Below are 16,195 nucleotides of genomic sequence, written 5' to 3' on the forward strand. Positions count from 1 at the left end.
CCGCGGGAGACGGGCGGCCTTTTCAGCGCGCGTACAGGGGCATCGGGGGCCTGGGCGGGCTCGGACGGGTCGGCGGTCGCACGAGGGGTGTCCAGGGCGGCCGTACGGCCTCCGGGCGGCGTCGGGCCCGGGGCACCGGCGCCGGGCGCGGGAGCGCGCTCAGCCGTTGCGCGGGGCGGGGAAGACCGGGGGGCGGGTCTCCTCGCGCAGGGTCTGGCTGCCCGAGGTCGGCTGCGGCGGCATGCTGCGGGCCGGCGGGACCACCGGCATGGGGCGGGTCGTGGCCGGCTCCGGCGCGCGCTCCTGCTCCAGGGCGCCCGGCTGGGGGGCACGGCGGGAGCCGTAGCGGCGGTGGACCGCCTGCTTGGTGACTCCGAGCGCGGAGCCCACCGCGTCCCAGGAGAACCCGAGCGAGCGGTCGAAGTCCACCGCGGCGGTCACCAGGGTCTCGACGCTGTCCCGCAGCTCCTGGGCGAGCCGCACGGTGGGGGCGGGGGCACGCCCGTAGACGACGAAGCCCGTCGAAGGGGCGGAGCGGCGCGGGCGGTAGACATTGCCCAGCTGGGCCGTGAGCGTGCGCAGTGCGTCCACCTGCCGCCGGACCCGCTCGATGTCCCGCACCAGCAGGTGCAGACTCGCCCGGGCCTGGGCGTCATGGGTTGCGTGGTCGGCCATGGATAAGCCTCTCGAACCGGCGTGACAAAGGGGCGGGCCGCTGGGGGAGGGCGACCCGATTCGGTCAATCTCTCTTGACCAACGCGCCACCGGGAGTTGGGTCACGCTGCGGGGGCGTATGGGCATATGCGGAGGGCGCTCGTCCGCGCGTACGCCCCCTGGGGGGCGAGCAGGGGCACGCACGGGGGCGGTGACGCCCGGGGCGCCGGGCGGAAGTCCCCGCGCACGGGCCGGATCACGCCCGGACCCCACGGGCCGGGCACGAGCCGGAGGGCACGCCCTAGACTGGTGCGCTGCCCTCCCGCACGCTCTCGGCTCCGCCGAGCGGGGAGGCACCCCCATCGCCCCGAGATGCGAGGTTTTCCCGCGTGAAGCTCGTCTTCGCAGGCACCCCCGAGGTCGCCGTACCCGCCCTGGACGCCCTGCTCGCCTCCGGGCGGCACGAGGTGGCCGCCGTCGTCACCCGGCCCGACGCCCCCGCGGGGCGCGGGCGACGGCTCGTCGCGAGCCCCGTCGCCCAGCGCGCCGAGGAGGCCGGCATCGAGGTCCTCAAGCCGGAGAAGCCGCGGGACGAGGCGTTCCTGGCGCGGCTGCGGGAGATCGCGCCCGACTGCTGCCCCGTCGTCGCCTACGGCGCGCTGCTGCCCCGCGTGGCCCTGGACATCCCGGCCCACGGCTGGGTCAACCTGCACTTCTCGCTGCTGCCCGCGTGGCGCGGCGCGGCGCCGGTGCAGCACGCGGTCATGGCGGGCGACGAGGTGACCGGTGCGTCCACCTTCCAGATCGAGGAGGGTCTCGACTCGGGCCCGGTGTACGGCGTCGTCACCGAGGACGTCCGGCCCACCGACACCAGTGGCGACCTGCTCACCCGGCTCGCCTTCGCGGGCGCCGGGCTGCTCGCCGCGACCATGGACGGCATCGAGGACGGTGCCCTCAAGGCCGTGCCGCAGCCGGCCGACGGCATCACGCTCGCCCCGAAGATCCAGGTCGAGGACGCCCACGTCGACTTCGCCGCCCCGGCGCTCCGCGTCGACCGGGTGGTCCGCGGCTGCACCCCGGCACCGGGCGCCTGGACCCTCTTCCGCGGCGAGCGCCTGAAGCTGATCCAGGCCGCCCTCGTCCCGGACCGCACCGACCTGGCTCCCGGCGAACTCGCCGCCGCCAAGAACAACGTCTACGTCGGCACCGGGTCCCACGCCGTCGAGCTCCTGTGGGTCCAGCCCCAGGGCAAGAAGCCGATGAAGGCGGCGGACTGGGCCCGTGGCGTCCGCATCGCCCCGGGCGAGCGGGTCGGCGCGTAGCCGGCCGACCCGGGCCGTCCCGGACGGCACCGGGTCCCCCGCGGCACCGGCCCCGGGGGCCCGGCCCGCCGCGGGGGCACGTTTTCCCGGGTACGCAGCCCGGACGTAGGCTGAGGGGGTCGGCCCCCGGCGGCCGGACCCTCTCCACCGGATCACTTCTCACGCGGAGCACCTTTGAGCGAGCAGGCACGTCGTCGTGCGCCCAGGCCCGGCACGGGCAAGGCCCCCAGGCCCCACCGTCGGCCCAAGAAGGATCCCGTGCGGATCCTCGCCTTCGAGGTGCTGCGGGCCGTGGACGAGCGGGACGCGTACGCGAACCTGGTGCTGCCCCCGATGCTGAAGAAGGCGCGGGAGCAGGAGGGGCCCGAGAAGTTCGACGGGCGGGACGCGGCGCTCGCGACCGAGCTCGTCTACGGCACGCTGCGCCGCCAGGGGACCTACGACGCGATCATCTCCGCCTGCGTGGACCGGCCGCTGCGCGAGGTCGACCCGCCGGTGCTCGACGTGCTGTCCCTCGGCGCGCACCAGCTGCTCGGGACGCGGATCCCGAGCCACGCCGCCGTGTCCGCGACCGTCGAGCTGGCGCGTGTGGTGCTCGGCGACGGGCGGGCCAAGTTCGTGAACGCCGTGCTCCGCAAGATCGCCCAGGACGACTTCGCGACCTGGGTGGAGCGGGTCGCGCCGCCCTACGAGGACGACGCCGAGGAGCACCTCGCCGTGGTCCACTCGCACCCCCGCTGGGTGGTCTCCGCGCTGTGGGACGCCCTCGGCGGCGGGCGGGCCGGCATCGAGACCCTGCTGGAGGCCGACAACGAGCGACCCGAGGTCACCCTCGTCGCCCGGCCCGGCCGGACCACCACCGAGGAGCTGGCCGCCGCGGCCGAGACCGAGCCCGGACGCTGGTCCCCGTACGCGCTGCGGCTCTCCGAGGGCGGCGAGCCCGGCGCCATCGAGGCCGTCCGCGACGGCCGGGCCGGCGTCCAGGACGAGGGCAGCCAGCTCGTCGCGATCGCCCTCGCCAACGCGCCCCTCGACGGCCCCGACGCCCGCTGGCTCGACGGCTGCGCCGGCCCCGGCGGCAAGGCGGCCCTGCTCGCCGCCCTCGCCGCCGAGCGCGGCGCCGCCCTGCTCGCCTCGGAGAAGCAGCCGCACCGCGCCCGCCTGGTCGAGCGCGCGCTGGCCGGCAACCCCGGCCCGTACCAGGTCATCGCCGCCGACGGCACCCGCCCGCCGTGGGGCGAGGGCGTCTTCGACCGGGTCCTCATGGACGTGCCCTGCTCGGGTCTCGGCGCCCTGCGCCGCCGCCCCGAGGCCCGGTGGCGCCGCCGCCCCTCGGACCTCGACGGTTTCGCCCCGCTGCAGCGGGGGCTGCTGACCGAGGCGCTGCGGGCCGTCCGCGTCGGGGGAGTGGTGGGCTACGCGACCTGTTCGCCGCACCTCGCCGAGACCCGCGTGGTGGTCGACGACGTCCTCAAGAAGGTGGCCGGCGCCGAGCTGATCGACGCCCGCCCGCTGCTGCCCGGCGTGCCGGACCTCGGCGACGGCCCGGACGTCCAGCTGTGGCCGCACGTGCACGGCACGGACGCGATGTACCTGGCCCTGATCCGCCGGACCGCCTGAGCCGACGCCCGAGGGGGCGGCCCGGGCCGCATCGCCGGCAGCGTCGCCCCCTGACCGCGGCGGGCTTCCGGACCGCCCGCAGCCCAGCCGCCTTCCGTACCGGCCTCGAGCGCGTCGGATGCTCAGTCAGATAGGTACGCATACTCATGAGTTGAGCGCCGTGGTGCGATGGAGTGTCCTCCGGCTTGTGATCCACAACGGTGAATACGGGGGCTGCACGTGGCGTGGGACGAGTGGGAACAGATCAAGGCCGGGGTGGCCGATCGGCAGCCCGCCGCGATGCGGCTCAACCATGTCCCGGTGGAGCCCGACAGCGGGCCCAGCGCCGTGACGGGCGGCCTGAAGTCCAGCCAGAAGGCGTGGAACACGGCCGGCGAGGGCGTGGGCTCCCTGCGCCAGGGCATCGGCACCGGGTTGAGCAAGCTGGACGAGGGCCAGGCGGGGCTGGGCGCGACGACGGGCTGTCTGAGCGCCGCCGCGCAGAAGGACGTCTACGACTCCTGGAAGAAGTACGCCGAGAGCGTCGGCAAGCGGTGCGGTGCGCTTCAGGGAGTCCTGCAGCAGGTGGGCCACGACGTGCTGAGGACCGATGACGCGGTCAAGGGCGAGATGGACCGGCTGAGCCGTGAGTACGCGGACACGGACGCCGTCGGCGGCCAGGCGAAGGGCCGGTGAGGGCGGACATGGACTACGCCACCCTCAAGGCCTTCAAGCCCTCCGAGTTCGAGGGCGCGGCCGACGGCTACCGCGCCCTCGGCAACGCGGCGCAGGCCGGCAAGGAGCACATCGAGAACACGGTCGCCACGGGCATGCGGAAGTCGCTGGCGGGCGAGGCGCACGACGCGTCGCAGAAGCAGCTCCAGGCCCTGGCGAAGAACTTCCACTACACCGTGACCGAGTGCCATGTGATCAGCACGGCCCTCAAGGGATTCGCCCACGACATGGCGGCCGCCCAGCGAAAGCTGGAGGCTGCGGTCGGCGACGCCGCGGCGGACGGCTGCACCGTGAACGCGGACGGCTCGGTCACCTATCCGGCAGGTCGGAAGCCCGGCGCGGACAAGGACACCGAGGGCGGCACGGTGACGGGGAGCGCCGGAGGCAACGAGACCTCCGACGCCCTGGACCGCCAGGCGGCGAACATCCACCCGAACCCGAACTTCGGCAAGGCCGCGGGATACGCCGACCGGATCGCCGACGCGCTCAAGGAGGCCACGGACGCGGACGTCAAGTGGGAACCGAAGATACGGGCCCTCAGGGCCGATGACGACCTGACCGTGTCCGCCAAGGACTGGACCGACGTCACGTCGGACACGGGCGGCGTGCGCGAGGCGGCCGACGCCTACCTCCACACGATCAAGGCGCCGCCCGAGAACGACTGGCCCCAGGACAACGCCAACTGGTGGAACGGCCTGACCGACGAGCAGCGCGAAGCCTATGTCACCATGCACCCGGCGAGCATCGGGGCACTCGACGGCCTCCCCTCCTCCGTACGCGACGAGGCGAACCGCACCGTGCTCACAGAGCAGCGCGCCGCCAGGCAGCTGGAGTACGACGCCTGGCTCACGAAGGAACCGGCCCACTACCGGCCCTACATCAGCCCCGTCACGGGGCGTGAGGTGAAGGGCGCGATGGTCCCGACGGAGGAATGGAAGGAGTGGGACGAGAAGCGGAAGCAGCTCGAGAACGGCTACAAGGGCATGGACGACATACAGAAGCGGTTCGACAGCTACACGAGCGAGAGCAACCGTCCCTACCTCCTCGGGTTCGACGGCAACAACATGGGACGTGCCATCGTCTCCATCGGGAATCCGGACACCGCCGACAACGTCGTGACGTACGTGCCCGGGACGTTCGCCGAGCTGGAGTCCATTGGCGGAGACATGGACCGGGCGGTGGCGCTCCAGGCGGAGGCCGAGCGCCAGGACGGGGCCCACTCGACGGCCTCGATCGTGTGGCTCGGCTACGACGCTCCGCAGGGCATCACGACCGATGCCACGGAGACCAAGTGGGCCGACGACGCGAAGGAGCCGCTCGGCAACTTCATCCAGGGGATCGAGGAGGCCAATCACCGCGAGGGCGGTGTGAACCAGACGCTCCTCGGTCACAGCTACGGCTCCCTGGTGGTGGGCGAGACCATGAGCATGCACATCGACCTGCCGGTCGACAATGCGATCATGGTGGGCAGCCCGGGTGTCGGAGTGGACCACGCCAAGGACCTGAACATCCCGCCGGATCACGTCTTCGCGGCGACGGCCCAGAACGACCTCATCAACGTCGCCCCGCCGTTCGCCAAGGACTTCCTCAGCCCGAAGGCGTACTGGGACACGTTCTTCGACGACGACGCGATCGTGCACGGAACCGACCCGACCTCAGACGACTTCGGTGGCCAGGTCTTCGAGGTCCCCAACGGGAAGCTGCCCCTCGTGCATGACTGGGAGATGATGCCCGCGCACTCCCAGTACTGGGACGAAAAACCCCTCGGCACCCTCGGGAAGATCGTGACCGGAGGACGACTGTGAATCCACGCAAGGCAATCCCGGCTCTCGCACTGCTGGCCATGACGACCATGGTGACCGCGTGCGGGGCGCAGGGGGACGGACAGACCGGCGGAAACGCACCGAAGCAGGTAACGATGAACGAGCAGCAGGCGATCGACCGGGCAGAGGAGATCATCGGCGAGGCGGTGGACGGAATGTCGCCCCGGCCGACGCTGGAGCGCATGGGCAACGCGCCCGTCGGCGCCTGCATCGCCAGGGACGACCACGGTGCCGACGACCGGGTACAGGTGACCCTCATCTACAAACTGACCGGTGTTCCGGGGGTCCAGGCCCAGAACCTCGTGCGCCAGGCACGGGACGCCTGGCTCAAGAGGGGCCACAAGTACAACACCTCGGGCGAGGTCGACTGGGCCGGAGCCTTTCCGACGGTCTACATGCGAACGGAGGCCGACGACTTCTGGATGGACGCCGTCACCGGAGTCGTGGACCGGGCCAAGGGTGAAGGGGTCGCCTCCCTCAAGGTGACATCGCCCTGCTTCCTCCCGCCCGCCAAGGGCTCGGCCGCCGCGGCCGACCCCGCCGCGTTCGCGACCGCGGACGCCGACTCTCCCGCCGCGCGCCGGGCCCTCGGCCACTCCAGCCGGATCTACGACGTGCTGGGGGTCGGCGCGGCGCCCACGCGGCCCGGTGAAGGCCTCCGCAGGGTCCGGGACGGGTCCGGGGACGCGGTCCACCACACCTGGTCGACCGAGCCGCTGGCGGAGGAGGAGCAGACACGGGCCGTGGAACGCGCTCAGGCGTACTTCCAGGGCGCGGGGTGGCGCGTACGTCCCCTGCCGACGGCCGGGGGCGCCCCGGGCGTCGTCGCCGGCCGGCCCGACGAGCGCACGGTCGCGCAGGTCGCCGTTTCGGACACCGGTGCGGTGCTGGTGGCGGTCACGACGCCCCTTGACGGTCCGGAGTCCGCAGACGTCTGACAGTGGATTCCGCCGACCCCTGACGGCGGAATCAGCTGGTCTGTACCATTAAGTCCCTCGCGTGAACCGGTGTCCTCACCATCCGTTCCGCCTCGCGGCAAAGAAGTGCTCAAGAACATGGCAGGCTTGGCACATGGCGCAGATCAATCCCAGCATTCTGTCCGCGGACTTCGCCCGGCTCGCCGATGAGGCGAAGGCGGTCGACGGTGCCGACTGGCTGCACGTCGACGTGATGGACAACCACTTCGTGCCCAATCTGACGCTGGGCGTGCCGATCGTCGAGTCGCTCAGCCGGGCGACCGACACCCCCCTCGACTGCCACCTGATGATCGAGGACCCGGACCGCTGGGCGCCGCAGTACGTGGAGGCCGGCGCGGGCTCCGTCACCTTCCACGTGGAGGCGGCGGCCGCGCCCGTGCGCCTCGCCCGGGAGATCCGGGCCAAGGGGGCCAGGGCGTCCATGGCGCTCAAGCCCGCCACGCCGATCGAGCCCTACGAGGACCTGCTGCCCGAGCTGGACATGCTCCTGATCATGACGGTCGAGCCCGGCTTCGGCGGTCAGGCCTTCCTCGACATCATGCTCCCGAAGATCCGCCGCACCCGGGAGCTCATCTCCAAGCACGGTCTGGAGCTCTGGCTCCAGGTCGACGGCGGCGTCGCCGAGTCCACCATCGAGCGGTGCGCCGAGGCCGGCGCCGACGTCTTCGTGGCCGGTTCCGCCGTCTACGGGGCCGCGGATCCGGCCGCCGCCGTCCGGTCCCTCCGGGCCAGGGCCGAGACCGCGACCGCCTCGGCGGCGTGGGCGTGTGGCCACTGAGCCTCCACTGACCCACCGGTACGTGAACGCGGCCCGTCGGGCCGCCGACACGGCCGATTCGGACCCGCCGGATCTGACAGGATGAACGGTGAGTCCAGAGTGTGAACGGCATGGGCCGAAACTCGGCCCATGAGCAGCGGTACGTGAACAGCAGTGAGGAGATCGCGGTGGCGGGTATGTCGGCGGGACGGTCAGCCCTGCGGATGGGCCCCGCGGAGCTCGTGCAGGCGGCGGCCATGGCCCGCCGCTTCTACCTCGAGGGCAAGTCGAAGATCCAGATCGCCGAGGAGTTCGGCGTGAGCCGCTTCAAGGTGGCCCGGGTCCTGGAGACCGCCCTGGAGCGCGACCTCGTGCGCATCGAGATCCGCGTGCCGGCCGAGCTGGACGCCGAGCGCTCCGACGCGCTCCGCGCCCGCTACGGGCTGCGCCATGCCGTGGTCGTCGAGTCGCCGGCGGAGGGCGACGACGAGTCGCCCGACCCGGAGAACCTCGGCGAGGTCGCGGCCGACCTGCTCGGAGAGCTGGTCGCCGAGGGAGACGTCCTGGGCCTCGCCTGGGGCCGCTCCACCATCCACATGGCGGCCGCCCTCGACCGGCTGCCGCCCTGCACCGTCGTCCAGCTCACCGGCGTGTACGACGCGGGAACGGCCGAGCGCGGCTCCGTCGAGGCGGTCCGCCGGGCGGCCCAGGTGTCCGGCGGCGAGGCGCACCCCATCTACGCCCCGATGCTGCTGCCCGACGCGGCCACGGCGAACGCGCTGCGCAGCCAGACCGGCATCGCGCGCGCCTTCGAGTACTTCGACAAGGTGACGGTCGCCTGCGTGTCCATCGGCTCCTGGGAGCCGGGCATCTCGACCGTGCACGACATGCTCTCCGAGGAGGAGCGCGCCCACTACGCCTCGCTCGGCGTCGCCGCCGAGATGTCGGCGCACCTCTTCGACGCGGAGGGCCGCCGGGTCGGCCGCGACCTGGGCGAGCGCTGCATCACCGTCGAGGCGGACCGGCTGCGCCGGATCCCCGAGGTCGTCGCCATCGCGGGCGGCCAGCGCAAGGCGGCGGCGATCGGCGCGGTGCTCCGCTCCGGTCTCGTCACCAGCCTGGTGACCGACCGCTCGGCCGCCGACTACCTGCTCACCGAGTTCAGCCCGGGCACCCGGCCGGCCCTCGACCGCACGGACCCGGACGGCAAGTAGCCCTTCGGGGTGGCCGGTGGACCGGGTCCCGGGCCGGCCGCAGGGTCCGCTCCCGGCCCGCCGCACGGGCGCGTCCGCGCGGCGTCCCGGACGGGGCGGTGGCAGCATCGGGTCATGACCCACCGCTGCGCCCGGCTCGGGACCGCCCTCCTGGCCGGGCTCGCGCTGCTCCTGACGGGGCTGCTCACGGGATGCTCCGGCGGGGCCACGGGACCGGGCGACGCCGCCCCCTCCCGTAGCGCGGCCGTCGCCTCCGTACCCCCGCCCTCACCGGCCCCCACGCGGGCCTCCGGCCGGCCCACGGCCTCCTCCGGCCTTCCCACCGTCCGCGAGGCCGAGCTGCCGCGCGAGGCGCGCCGCACCCTCGTCCTCATCAGGAGCGGCGGGCCCTTCCCGTACGCCAAGGACGGCGCGGTCTTCTCGAACTTCGAGGGCGTCCTGCCGCGGCAGGAACGCGGCTACTACCACGAGTACACCGTCCGGACCCCGGGCGAGCGCGACCGCGGCGCCCGGCGCATCGTCACCGGACGGCTCGGGGAGACGTACTACACGGACGACCACTACCAGAGCTTCCGGGAGGTGGTCGCCGATGAGGACCGATGACGTCGTCGTCCTCGACCTGCACGGGGTCACCGACAAGACGGCCTTCATGGACCGCTGCGCGCACGCGCTCCGGCTGCCGCCCTGGTTCGGCCGCAACTGGGACGCCCTCGCCGACTGCCTCGCCGATCTGCGCGAACCCATGGCGATCGTGGTGACCCACTGGCAGGCTTATGCGGAGGCCGAACCGGACGAGTGGTCCGTCGCCCAGGACGTGTTCTCGACGGCGGTCCGGGACGGCCCGGACGGCCTCGCGGTCCTGCTCTCGCTCGGCGGCGACCCCGCCGGATTGGAGGATCGGACAGACGCCCCCGCGCAAGGCTCGGATGTTCAGCCCGCACCGCCCGCGCCCCCTCGCGTGGGAGAATGAACTACGTGCTTTTTCCCCTGGCTGAAATGCCTAGGGGCCGATCCGAACGACTGGGATGTCAGCACGTGCGTTTCCTCAATGACGTCAAGCCGCCGTACGACCTCACCTACGACGATGTGTTCATGGTGCCGAGCCGCTCGGCCGTGGGTTCCCGCCAGGCGGTGGACCTCTCCTCGCCGGACGGGACCGGTACGACGATTCCGCTGGTCGTGGCCAACATGACCGCCATCGCCGGCCGCCGCATGGCGGAGACCGTCGCCCGCCGCGGTGGCCTGGTCGTCATCCCGCAGGACATCCCGATCGAGGTCGTCACCGACGTCATCGGCTGGGTCAAGTCCCGCCACCACGTCCTCGACACCCCGATCGTGCTGGAGCCGCACCAGACGGTCGCCGACGCGCTCTCCCTGCTGCCGAAGCGCGCGCACGACGCCGGTGTCGTCGTCGACGAGAACCGCCGCCCGGTCGGTGTCGTCACCGACGCCGACCTGTCCGGCGTGGACCGCTTCACCCAGCTGTCCGAGGTCATGTCGAAGGACCTGCTGCTCCTCGACGCCGACATCGACCCCCGCGAGGCCTTCCAGACCCTCGACGGCGCCAACCGCCGCTACGCCCCGGCCGTGGACGCGGACGGCAAGCTCGTCGGCATCCTCACCCGCAAGGGCGCGCTGCGCGCGACCCTGTACAGCCCGGCCGTCGACAAGAACGGGAACCTGCGCATCGCCGCTGCCGTCGGCATCAACGGCGACGTCGCCGGCAAGGCCAAGCAGCTGCTCGACGCGGGCGTGGACACGCTCGTCATCGACACCGCGCACGGCCACCAGGAGTCGATGATCTCCGCGATCCGCACCGTCCGGGCGCTCGACCCGCAGGTCCCGATCGTGGCCGGCAACATCGTCGCCGCCGAGGGCGTCAAGGACCTCATCGAGGCCGGCGCGGACATCATCAAGGTCGGGGTGGGCCCCGGCGCCATGTGCACCACCCGCATGATGACCGGTGTGGGCCGCCCGCAGTTCTCGGCCGTTCTGGAGTGCGCCGCCGAGGCGAAGAAGTACGGCAAGCACGTCTGGGCCGACGGCGGTGTCCGTCACCCCCGCGACGTGGCCATGGCGCTCGCCGCCGGTGCCTCCAACGTCATGATCGGCTCCTGGTTCGCCGGCACCTACGAGTCGCCGGGCGACCTCCAGCACGACGCCAAGGGCCGTGCCTACAAGGAGTCCTTCGGCATGGCCTCGGCCCGCGCGGTCCGCAACCGCACGAGCGACGAGTCCTCCTACGACCGCGCCCGCAAGGCGCTCTTCGAGGAGGGCATCTCCACCTCGCGCATGTTCCTCGACCCGCAGCGTCCCGGTGTCGAGGACCTGATCGACTCGATCATCGCCGGTGTGCGCTCCTCCTGCACCTACGCCGGTGCGGGCTCGCTCGCCGAGTTCGAGGAGAAGGCCGTCGTCGGCATCCAGTCCGCCGCCGGTTACGCGGAGGGCAAGCCGCTGCACGCCAGCTGGAGCTGATCCGCACGCCGGGCCGACGGGCCGGCGTCCGGAAGCGTGGGCCCCCGGGGGAAACTCCTCCCGGGGGCCCACGGCGTTCCCCTAGGGTCGCCGCATGAACCGTACGGAGATCGGTCCCTGCCGCGCCGAGGACCTGCCCCTGCTGAACCGCCGTCTGCCCAACCCGGGCGCCCCCACCCGGCACGCCGACCGCTTCGCCCGCCAGGAGGCCGGCCTCGGCACGTATCTGATCGCCTGGCGCGACGGGCTGCCGGCGGGCAACGGGCAGATCCGGTGGGACGGCTGCGCCGCCCCCGAGGTGCGGGCCGCGCTCGGGGACTGTCCGGAGCTCAACGGCCTGGACGTCCGCGAGGAGCTGCGCGGCCAGGGCATCGGCACGGCCCTGATCCGCGCCGCCGAGGAGCTGTCCCGTGAGCGCGGGAAGACGCACCTCGGCCTCGGGGTGGCGCCTGACAACCCCCGGGCGGCCGCCCTGTACGCGCGCCTCGGGTACACGCCGGTGACGGCGTACACCGACCGCTACGCGTACACCGACGCGGACGGGGTCCGTCACACCTGCGCCGACGCCTGCACCTTCCTCGTCAAGCGGCTGGACTGACCGGGTCAGGCGGCCGGACTGACCGGCCGGTCCACGAAGCCCGCGGCCCGCAGCGCCCCCGCGACCGCCTCGGCGATCCGCGCGTGCCCGCGGTCGTTCGGGTGCAGCCCGTCCGCCAGGTCCTCCGGCGCGAGCAGCGGGCCCCCGGGCAGCAGGGCCAGCCGGGCGTCGCCGTCCGCCATGAGGTCCCGCACGGCCTCCTCCATCCCCCTGCGCAGGTCGGCGAGGGTCGCGCCCAGGGCGTTGCCGGTGTGCTCGGCCGCCGGGCGCAGCACGGGCGAGAGCAGCAGCAGGGGGGTGTCCGGGTGGCCGCGCCTGACCAGGGTGACGAAGGCCCGGGTCGTCTCGTAGAGCAGCGGCCCCGAGCTGGGCACGGCGGACCAGCAGTTGGTGCCGAACGCGAGGGTGATCAGCGCTCCCTGGAGGCGGGCCAGGTGCTCGGCGAGGGGGAGCTCGCCGCGCGCCCCGCCCGCGTAGCCGAGGTTCACCGGGTCCAGACCGAGGGTCCGTCCGGCCGTCGCGGGCCAGGAGTACGCGGGGCGGGTGGACCACCAGCCCTCGGTGATGGAGTCGCCGTGCACCAGCCAGCGGGGGCGGCGCGGCGCGGGGGAGAGGCGGCCGCCGACCGGTCGCAGGCCGCGTACGAGGGGAGCCTGCGCCTCCGGCAGATGGACGGTGAACTCCCCGCCCGAGGGCGGCAGGCCGATCCGGACCACGCCCTCCTCGGCCGGATCGGCGAAGACCTCGGCGACGCACCGCCGGCCCTGCCAGAGCGCGAAGCAGAGCCGCAGGGAGCGCAGCGCGTCCCCGTCCGCCGGGAGCGTCGCCCGGTAGCGCAGCTCCACCGCCCGGGTGCCGGGCGTGGCCGTGAACTCCACGCGTACGCCGATGGGCAGCGCGGCCCGTTCCGCGATGTCCCAGGGCAGCCGTCCCAGGTCGGCGGGGTCGGCCCGGACGGGCCGGTCTCCGTCCAGCCACGCCGTGCCGCGGAGAAAGGGTCCGGCCTCCAGCCAGCTCACGAGGGCCCCCTTCCGGGCGGGTGCAGGGTGGGTCGTCGGGCCCGAGGAGTCGATGCGGTGCGCAGGTCACGTCATGCCCCCGATGTGTCGATTCATGCGGGGGAGCGCAATGTTTCCCCGTCTGTGCACGAAGCGCGCAATGATCATCCGGAGGTGCGCAACAACCCTGCATTACGAGTGCGAAGCTTCAGCGCTTAGGCTCATGCCTCGTACCAGGAGTGGCGGCGACCGCCTGCTCGGCGGTCTCCCGTTCCCCAGCGGGCTGCTTCGGCATGCCCGCGAGACCGCCGCGGTCCCCGCTCGTCGACAGGCAGCGATAAGGAGCCCCCGCAGTGCTTGACCACGGCGCAGCCCCACCGGCCGAGGACACCACCGTCCCGACCGCCCGCACGACCTCCGGGCTCTCCGCCCTGACCCGCCGCAAGCCGGTAGAGAACCTGGTCGCGGAGGGTGGCCAGGGTGAGGGAGGCTCGCTCCGCCGCTCGCTCGGCATGTGGCAGCTGACCATGATCAGCATCGGTGCGACGCTCGGCACCGGCATCTTCGTCGTGCTCGGCTCGGCGGTCCCCAAGGCCGGCCCGGCCGTCACGCTGTCCTTCGTGATCGCCGGTCTCACGGCGCTCTTCTCGGCCCTCTCGTACGCCGAGCTGGCCGGCTCCATACCGGTCGCGGGTTCCTCGTACTCGTACGCGTACGCAACGATGGGCGAACTCGTCGCCTGGGTCTGCGGCTGGTGTCTGGTCCTGGAGTACGGCGTGTCCGTGGCCGCCGTCGCGGTCGGCTGGGGCGAGTACCTCAACGAGCTGCTGGACGGCACCATCGGCGTCACCATCCCCGACGTGCTGTCCTCCGCCCCGGGCGAGGGCGGCGTCATCAACCTCCCCGGCCTCGTCGTCGTGCTGCTCGCCATGGTGTTCCTGCTCGGCGGTGCCCGTGAGTCCGCCGTGGTCAACACGATCATGGTCGTCGTGAAGATCGCCGCGCTGGTCCTCTTCTGCGCCATCGGCTTCGTCGGCTTCAAGTCCGGCAACTACAAGGACTTCATGCCGCTCGGCATGACCGGCGTCGGCGCCGCCAGCGCCAGCCTGTTCTTCTCGTACATCGGCTTCGACGCCGCCTCCACGGCCGGCGAGGAGGCCAAGGACCCCAAGCGCGACCTGCCGCGGGCGATCATGCTCTCGCTGCTCATCGTCACCGTCCTGTACGTGCTGGTCGCCGCGGTCGCCGTCGGTGCCTGGCACTGGAAGGACTTCGCGGGCTCCGAGGCCACCCTCGCGGCGATCATGAACGACGTCACCGGTCAGACCTTCTGGGGCACGATGCTCGCGGCCGGCGCCGTCATCTCCATCGCCAGCGTCGTCCTGACCGTGCTCTACGGCCAGACCCGGGTGCTCTTCGCGATGTCCCGCGACGGCCTCGTCCCGAAGGTCTTCGGCAAGGTCAGCGCCAAGACGGGCACCCCGCGGGTCAACACGGTGATCGTCTCGCTGTTCTGCGCCGCCCTCGCCTCGGTGATCCCGCTCGGCAAGCTCGTCGACGCCACCAGCATCGGCACCCTCTTCGCCTTCGCCCTGGTCAACGTCGCGGTGATCATGCTCCGCTACTCGCGCCCCGACATGCCGCGTACCTTCAAGGTCGCGCTCGGCCCGGTCTTCCCGGTCCTCGGCTTCGTCTTCTGCGCGTACAACATGTTCAGCCTCGACGCGGTCACCTGGGTGGTCTTCGGTTGCTGGATGGCCGCGGGACTCGTGTTCTACTTCCTGTACGGCATGCGCCGCTCCCGACTGGCCACGGCCCCGGCCCTGGCAGAGGCCCCCGCAGAGAAGTGATCCACCCGTAGTGCGACTCAACGACCTCGACGAACGCATCGTCCACGCCCTCGCGGAAGACGCCCGCCGCAGCTACGCCGACATCGGCTCGCTCGTCGGTCTCTCCGCGCCCGCCGTGAAGCGGCGCGTGGACCGGCTCCGGGCCGAGGGCGCCATCACCGGCTTCACCGTCCGGGTGGACCCGGCGGCGCTCGGCTGGGAGACGGAGGGGTTCGTCGAGATCTACTGCCGCCACAACACCTCGCCGGAGGACATCCGGCGAGGTCTGGAGCGGTACCCGGAGGTGGTGTCCGCGTCGACCGTCACCGGTGACGCGGATGCCGTCGTCCAGGTCTTCGCCTCCGACATGCGCCATTTCGAGCGCGTCCTGGAGCGCATCGCGGGCGAGCCCTTCGTGGAGCGCACCAAGTCCGTGCTGGTGCTCTCGCCGCTGCTGCGGCGCTTCTCCTCGGGCTCGCCCGCGTAGGGCGTACCCCGCGGGCGGGCGGGTCCGGGCGGGGCGGGCCGTGGTTCCCGCACCGCCCCTCGCCCGCCCACCCCCGTGGGGCGGTCTGCGGCCGGCTCGGCCGGCTTCCTGCGGACTACTCGGCCGGGTACGCGAACTGCCAGGGCAGCACCGTGAAGTCACCGGTGCCGGCCCTGACCCGCTCGTACGGGGCGGCGCTGTTGCAGGGCGGCACCTCGTCCTTCGTCGGGTCGGACGCCAGCCAGCTGTAGCCCAGCCGGTCGTGTCTGCCGTTGTCGTACACCGACACGCCGACCCGCTTGTGCAGGAGACCGGGCACGTCGGTCGCGGTGACGATGCCGGTGACCGTGGCCACCGTGCCGCCCGTCGCGAGGCAGTCGACCTTCACCTCGGCGGTGCCGCCCCAGTCCCCCTTGTAGTGGCTGTAGCGGAAGGTGCCGGTGGCGGCCAGCGGATCGTTCCGGTCCTTCGCCGCCAGATGCGCGTCGAAGCTGAAGGTGATGTCGTCGCCGGCGGGCCGGTAGAGCTTCGCGGTGCCGGTCAAAGCGGCGGCCTCCCGGCCGCCCCCCTTCCCGTCGCCCGACGCGGTGGCGGAGCCGGCCGCTCCGGCGGTGATCAGCAGAGCGGCGGCCACGGCGGCGATCTTCGTGCGGCGGTCCATGTTGTGTCGGTCCTTTCGGCAGGTCAACCGGACGACCACCACTCTTCCGCCCCGGCCGCTGCA

16 protein-coding genes are annotated in these 16,195 nt (G+C 72.7%); 13 read left to right on the top strand and 3 right to left on the bottom strand.

Going from position 1 to position 16,195, the window contains the following annotated elements:
* Positions 1 to 159: 159 nt before the first annotated feature.
* Positions 160 to 675 carry a hypothetical protein gene (locus ACGF1Z_RS28420; protein ID WP_393008817.1) on the bottom strand — a complete coding sequence of 172 codons (516 nt, stop codon included), beginning with the start codon at positions 673 to 675 and terminating at the stop codon, positions 160 to 162.
* 368 nt (positions 676 to 1,043) lie between these two features.
* Here ACGF1Z_RS28420 and fmt point away from each other — a divergent pair, with 368 nt between their 5' ends.
* The 11 genes from fmt (at position 1,044) to ACGF1Z_RS28475 (ending at position 12,157) form a co-directional block, all read left to right on the top strand.
* Positions 1,044 to 1,976 carry a methionyl-tRNA formyltransferase gene (gene fmt, locus ACGF1Z_RS28425; protein ID WP_393008819.1) on the top strand — a complete coding sequence of 311 codons (933 nt, stop codon included), beginning with the start codon at positions 1,044 to 1,046 and terminating at the stop codon, positions 1,974 to 1,976.
* 174 nt (positions 1,977 to 2,150) lie between these two features.
* Complete coding sequence (locus tag ACGF1Z_RS28430) at positions 2,151 to 3,596, top strand: RsmB/NOP family class I SAM-dependent RNA methyltransferase (protein WP_393008821.1); 1,446 nt, start codon at positions 2,151 to 2,153, stop codon at positions 3,594 to 3,596.
* Positions 3,597 to 3,815: 219 nt separating this feature from the next.
* On the top strand, positions 3,816 to 4,271 hold the full coding sequence (locus tag ACGF1Z_RS28435; protein WP_393008823.1) for a hypothetical protein: 456 nt from the start codon (positions 3,816 to 3,818) through the stop codon (positions 4,269 to 4,271).
* A gap of 8 nt (positions 4,272 to 4,279) precedes the next feature.
* A complete protein-coding gene (locus tag ACGF1Z_RS28440) occupies positions 4,280 to 6,115 on the top strand; it encodes an alpha/beta hydrolase (RefSeq protein WP_393008825.1) in 1,836 nt (611 codons plus the stop codon).
* Positions 6,116 to 6,228: 113 nt separating this feature from the next.
* Positions 6,229 to 7,071 carry a hypothetical protein gene (locus tag ACGF1Z_RS28445; RefSeq protein ID WP_393008827.1) on the top strand — a complete coding sequence of 281 codons (843 nt, stop codon included), beginning with the start codon at positions 6,229 to 6,231 and terminating at the stop codon, positions 7,069 to 7,071.
* A 133-nt stretch (positions 7,072 to 7,204) separates the two neighbouring features.
* A complete protein-coding gene (rpe, locus tag ACGF1Z_RS28450) occupies positions 7,205 to 7,888 on the top strand; it encodes a ribulose-phosphate 3-epimerase (protein ID WP_376637394.1) in 684 nt (227 codons plus the stop codon).
* A 143-nt stretch (positions 7,889 to 8,031) separates the two neighbouring features.
* On the top strand, positions 8,032 to 9,081 hold the full coding sequence (locus tag ACGF1Z_RS28455; protein WP_393008942.1) for a sugar-binding transcriptional regulator: 1,050 nt from the start codon (positions 8,032 to 8,034) through the stop codon (positions 9,079 to 9,081).
* A gap of 114 nt (positions 9,082 to 9,195) precedes the next feature.
* Positions 9,196 to 9,684 (top strand): ribonuclease domain-containing protein, encoded by a 489-nt coding sequence (locus tag ACGF1Z_RS28460; RefSeq protein ID WP_393008829.1) that lies wholly within the window; start codon positions 9,196 to 9,198, stop codon positions 9,682 to 9,684.
* Entirely contained in the window at positions 9,671 to 10,051 is a 381-nt protein-coding gene (locus tag ACGF1Z_RS28465; RefSeq protein ID WP_393008831.1) for a barstar family protein, read from the top strand. Before ACGF1Z_RS28460 ends, ACGF1Z_RS28465 begins: the two co-directional genes overlap by 14 nt.
* Positions 10,052 to 10,116: 65 nt before the next feature.
* Positions 10,117 to 11,559, top strand: a complete 1,443-nt coding sequence (locus tag ACGF1Z_RS28470; protein ID WP_393008833.1) for a GuaB1 family IMP dehydrogenase-related protein — start codon at positions 10,117 to 10,119, stop codon at positions 11,557 to 11,559.
* A gap of 94 nt (positions 11,560 to 11,653) precedes the next feature.
* A complete protein-coding gene (locus tag ACGF1Z_RS28475) occupies positions 11,654 to 12,157 on the top strand; it encodes a GNAT family N-acetyltransferase (RefSeq protein WP_393008835.1) in 504 nt (167 codons plus the stop codon).
* A gap of 5 nt (positions 12,158 to 12,162) precedes the next feature.
* Here ACGF1Z_RS28475 and ACGF1Z_RS28480 read toward each other — a convergent pair whose 3' ends face one another.
* Positions 12,163 to 13,176, bottom strand: a complete 1,014-nt coding sequence (locus ACGF1Z_RS28480; protein ID WP_393008837.1) for a GDSL-type esterase/lipase family protein — start codon at positions 13,174 to 13,176, stop codon at positions 12,163 to 12,165.
* A gap of 332 nt (positions 13,177 to 13,508) precedes the next feature.
* Between ACGF1Z_RS28480 and ACGF1Z_RS28485 the strand changes: the two genes are divergently transcribed.
* Together ACGF1Z_RS28485 and ACGF1Z_RS28490 are read left to right on the top strand one after the other, a co-directional pair.
* Positions 13,509 to 15,005: an amino acid permease gene (locus ACGF1Z_RS28485; RefSeq protein WP_393008839.1), complete on the top strand. Its 1,497-nt coding sequence runs from the start codon at positions 13,509 to 13,511 to the stop codon at positions 15,003 to 15,005.
* Between the two features lie 10 nt (positions 15,006 to 15,015).
* Positions 15,016 to 15,471 carry an Lrp/AsnC family transcriptional regulator gene (locus ACGF1Z_RS28490; protein WP_030691274.1) on the top strand — a complete coding sequence of 152 codons (456 nt, stop codon included), beginning with the start codon at positions 15,016 to 15,018 and terminating at the stop codon, positions 15,469 to 15,471.
* Positions 15,472 to 15,586: 115 nt separating this feature from the next.
* Here the strand turns inward: ACGF1Z_RS28490 and ACGF1Z_RS28495 are convergent, their stop codons facing one another.
* A complete protein-coding gene (locus tag ACGF1Z_RS28495; protein ID WP_393008842.1) occupies positions 15,587 to 16,132 on the bottom strand; it encodes a Repetin in 546 nt (181 codons plus the stop codon).
* Positions 16,133 to 16,195: the final 63 nt, after the last annotated feature.

The sequence above is a fragment of the Streptomyces sp. NPDC048018 genome (assembly GCF_043202995.1).
GTDB lineage: Bacteria > Actinomycetota > Actinomycetes > Streptomycetales > Streptomycetaceae > Streptomyces.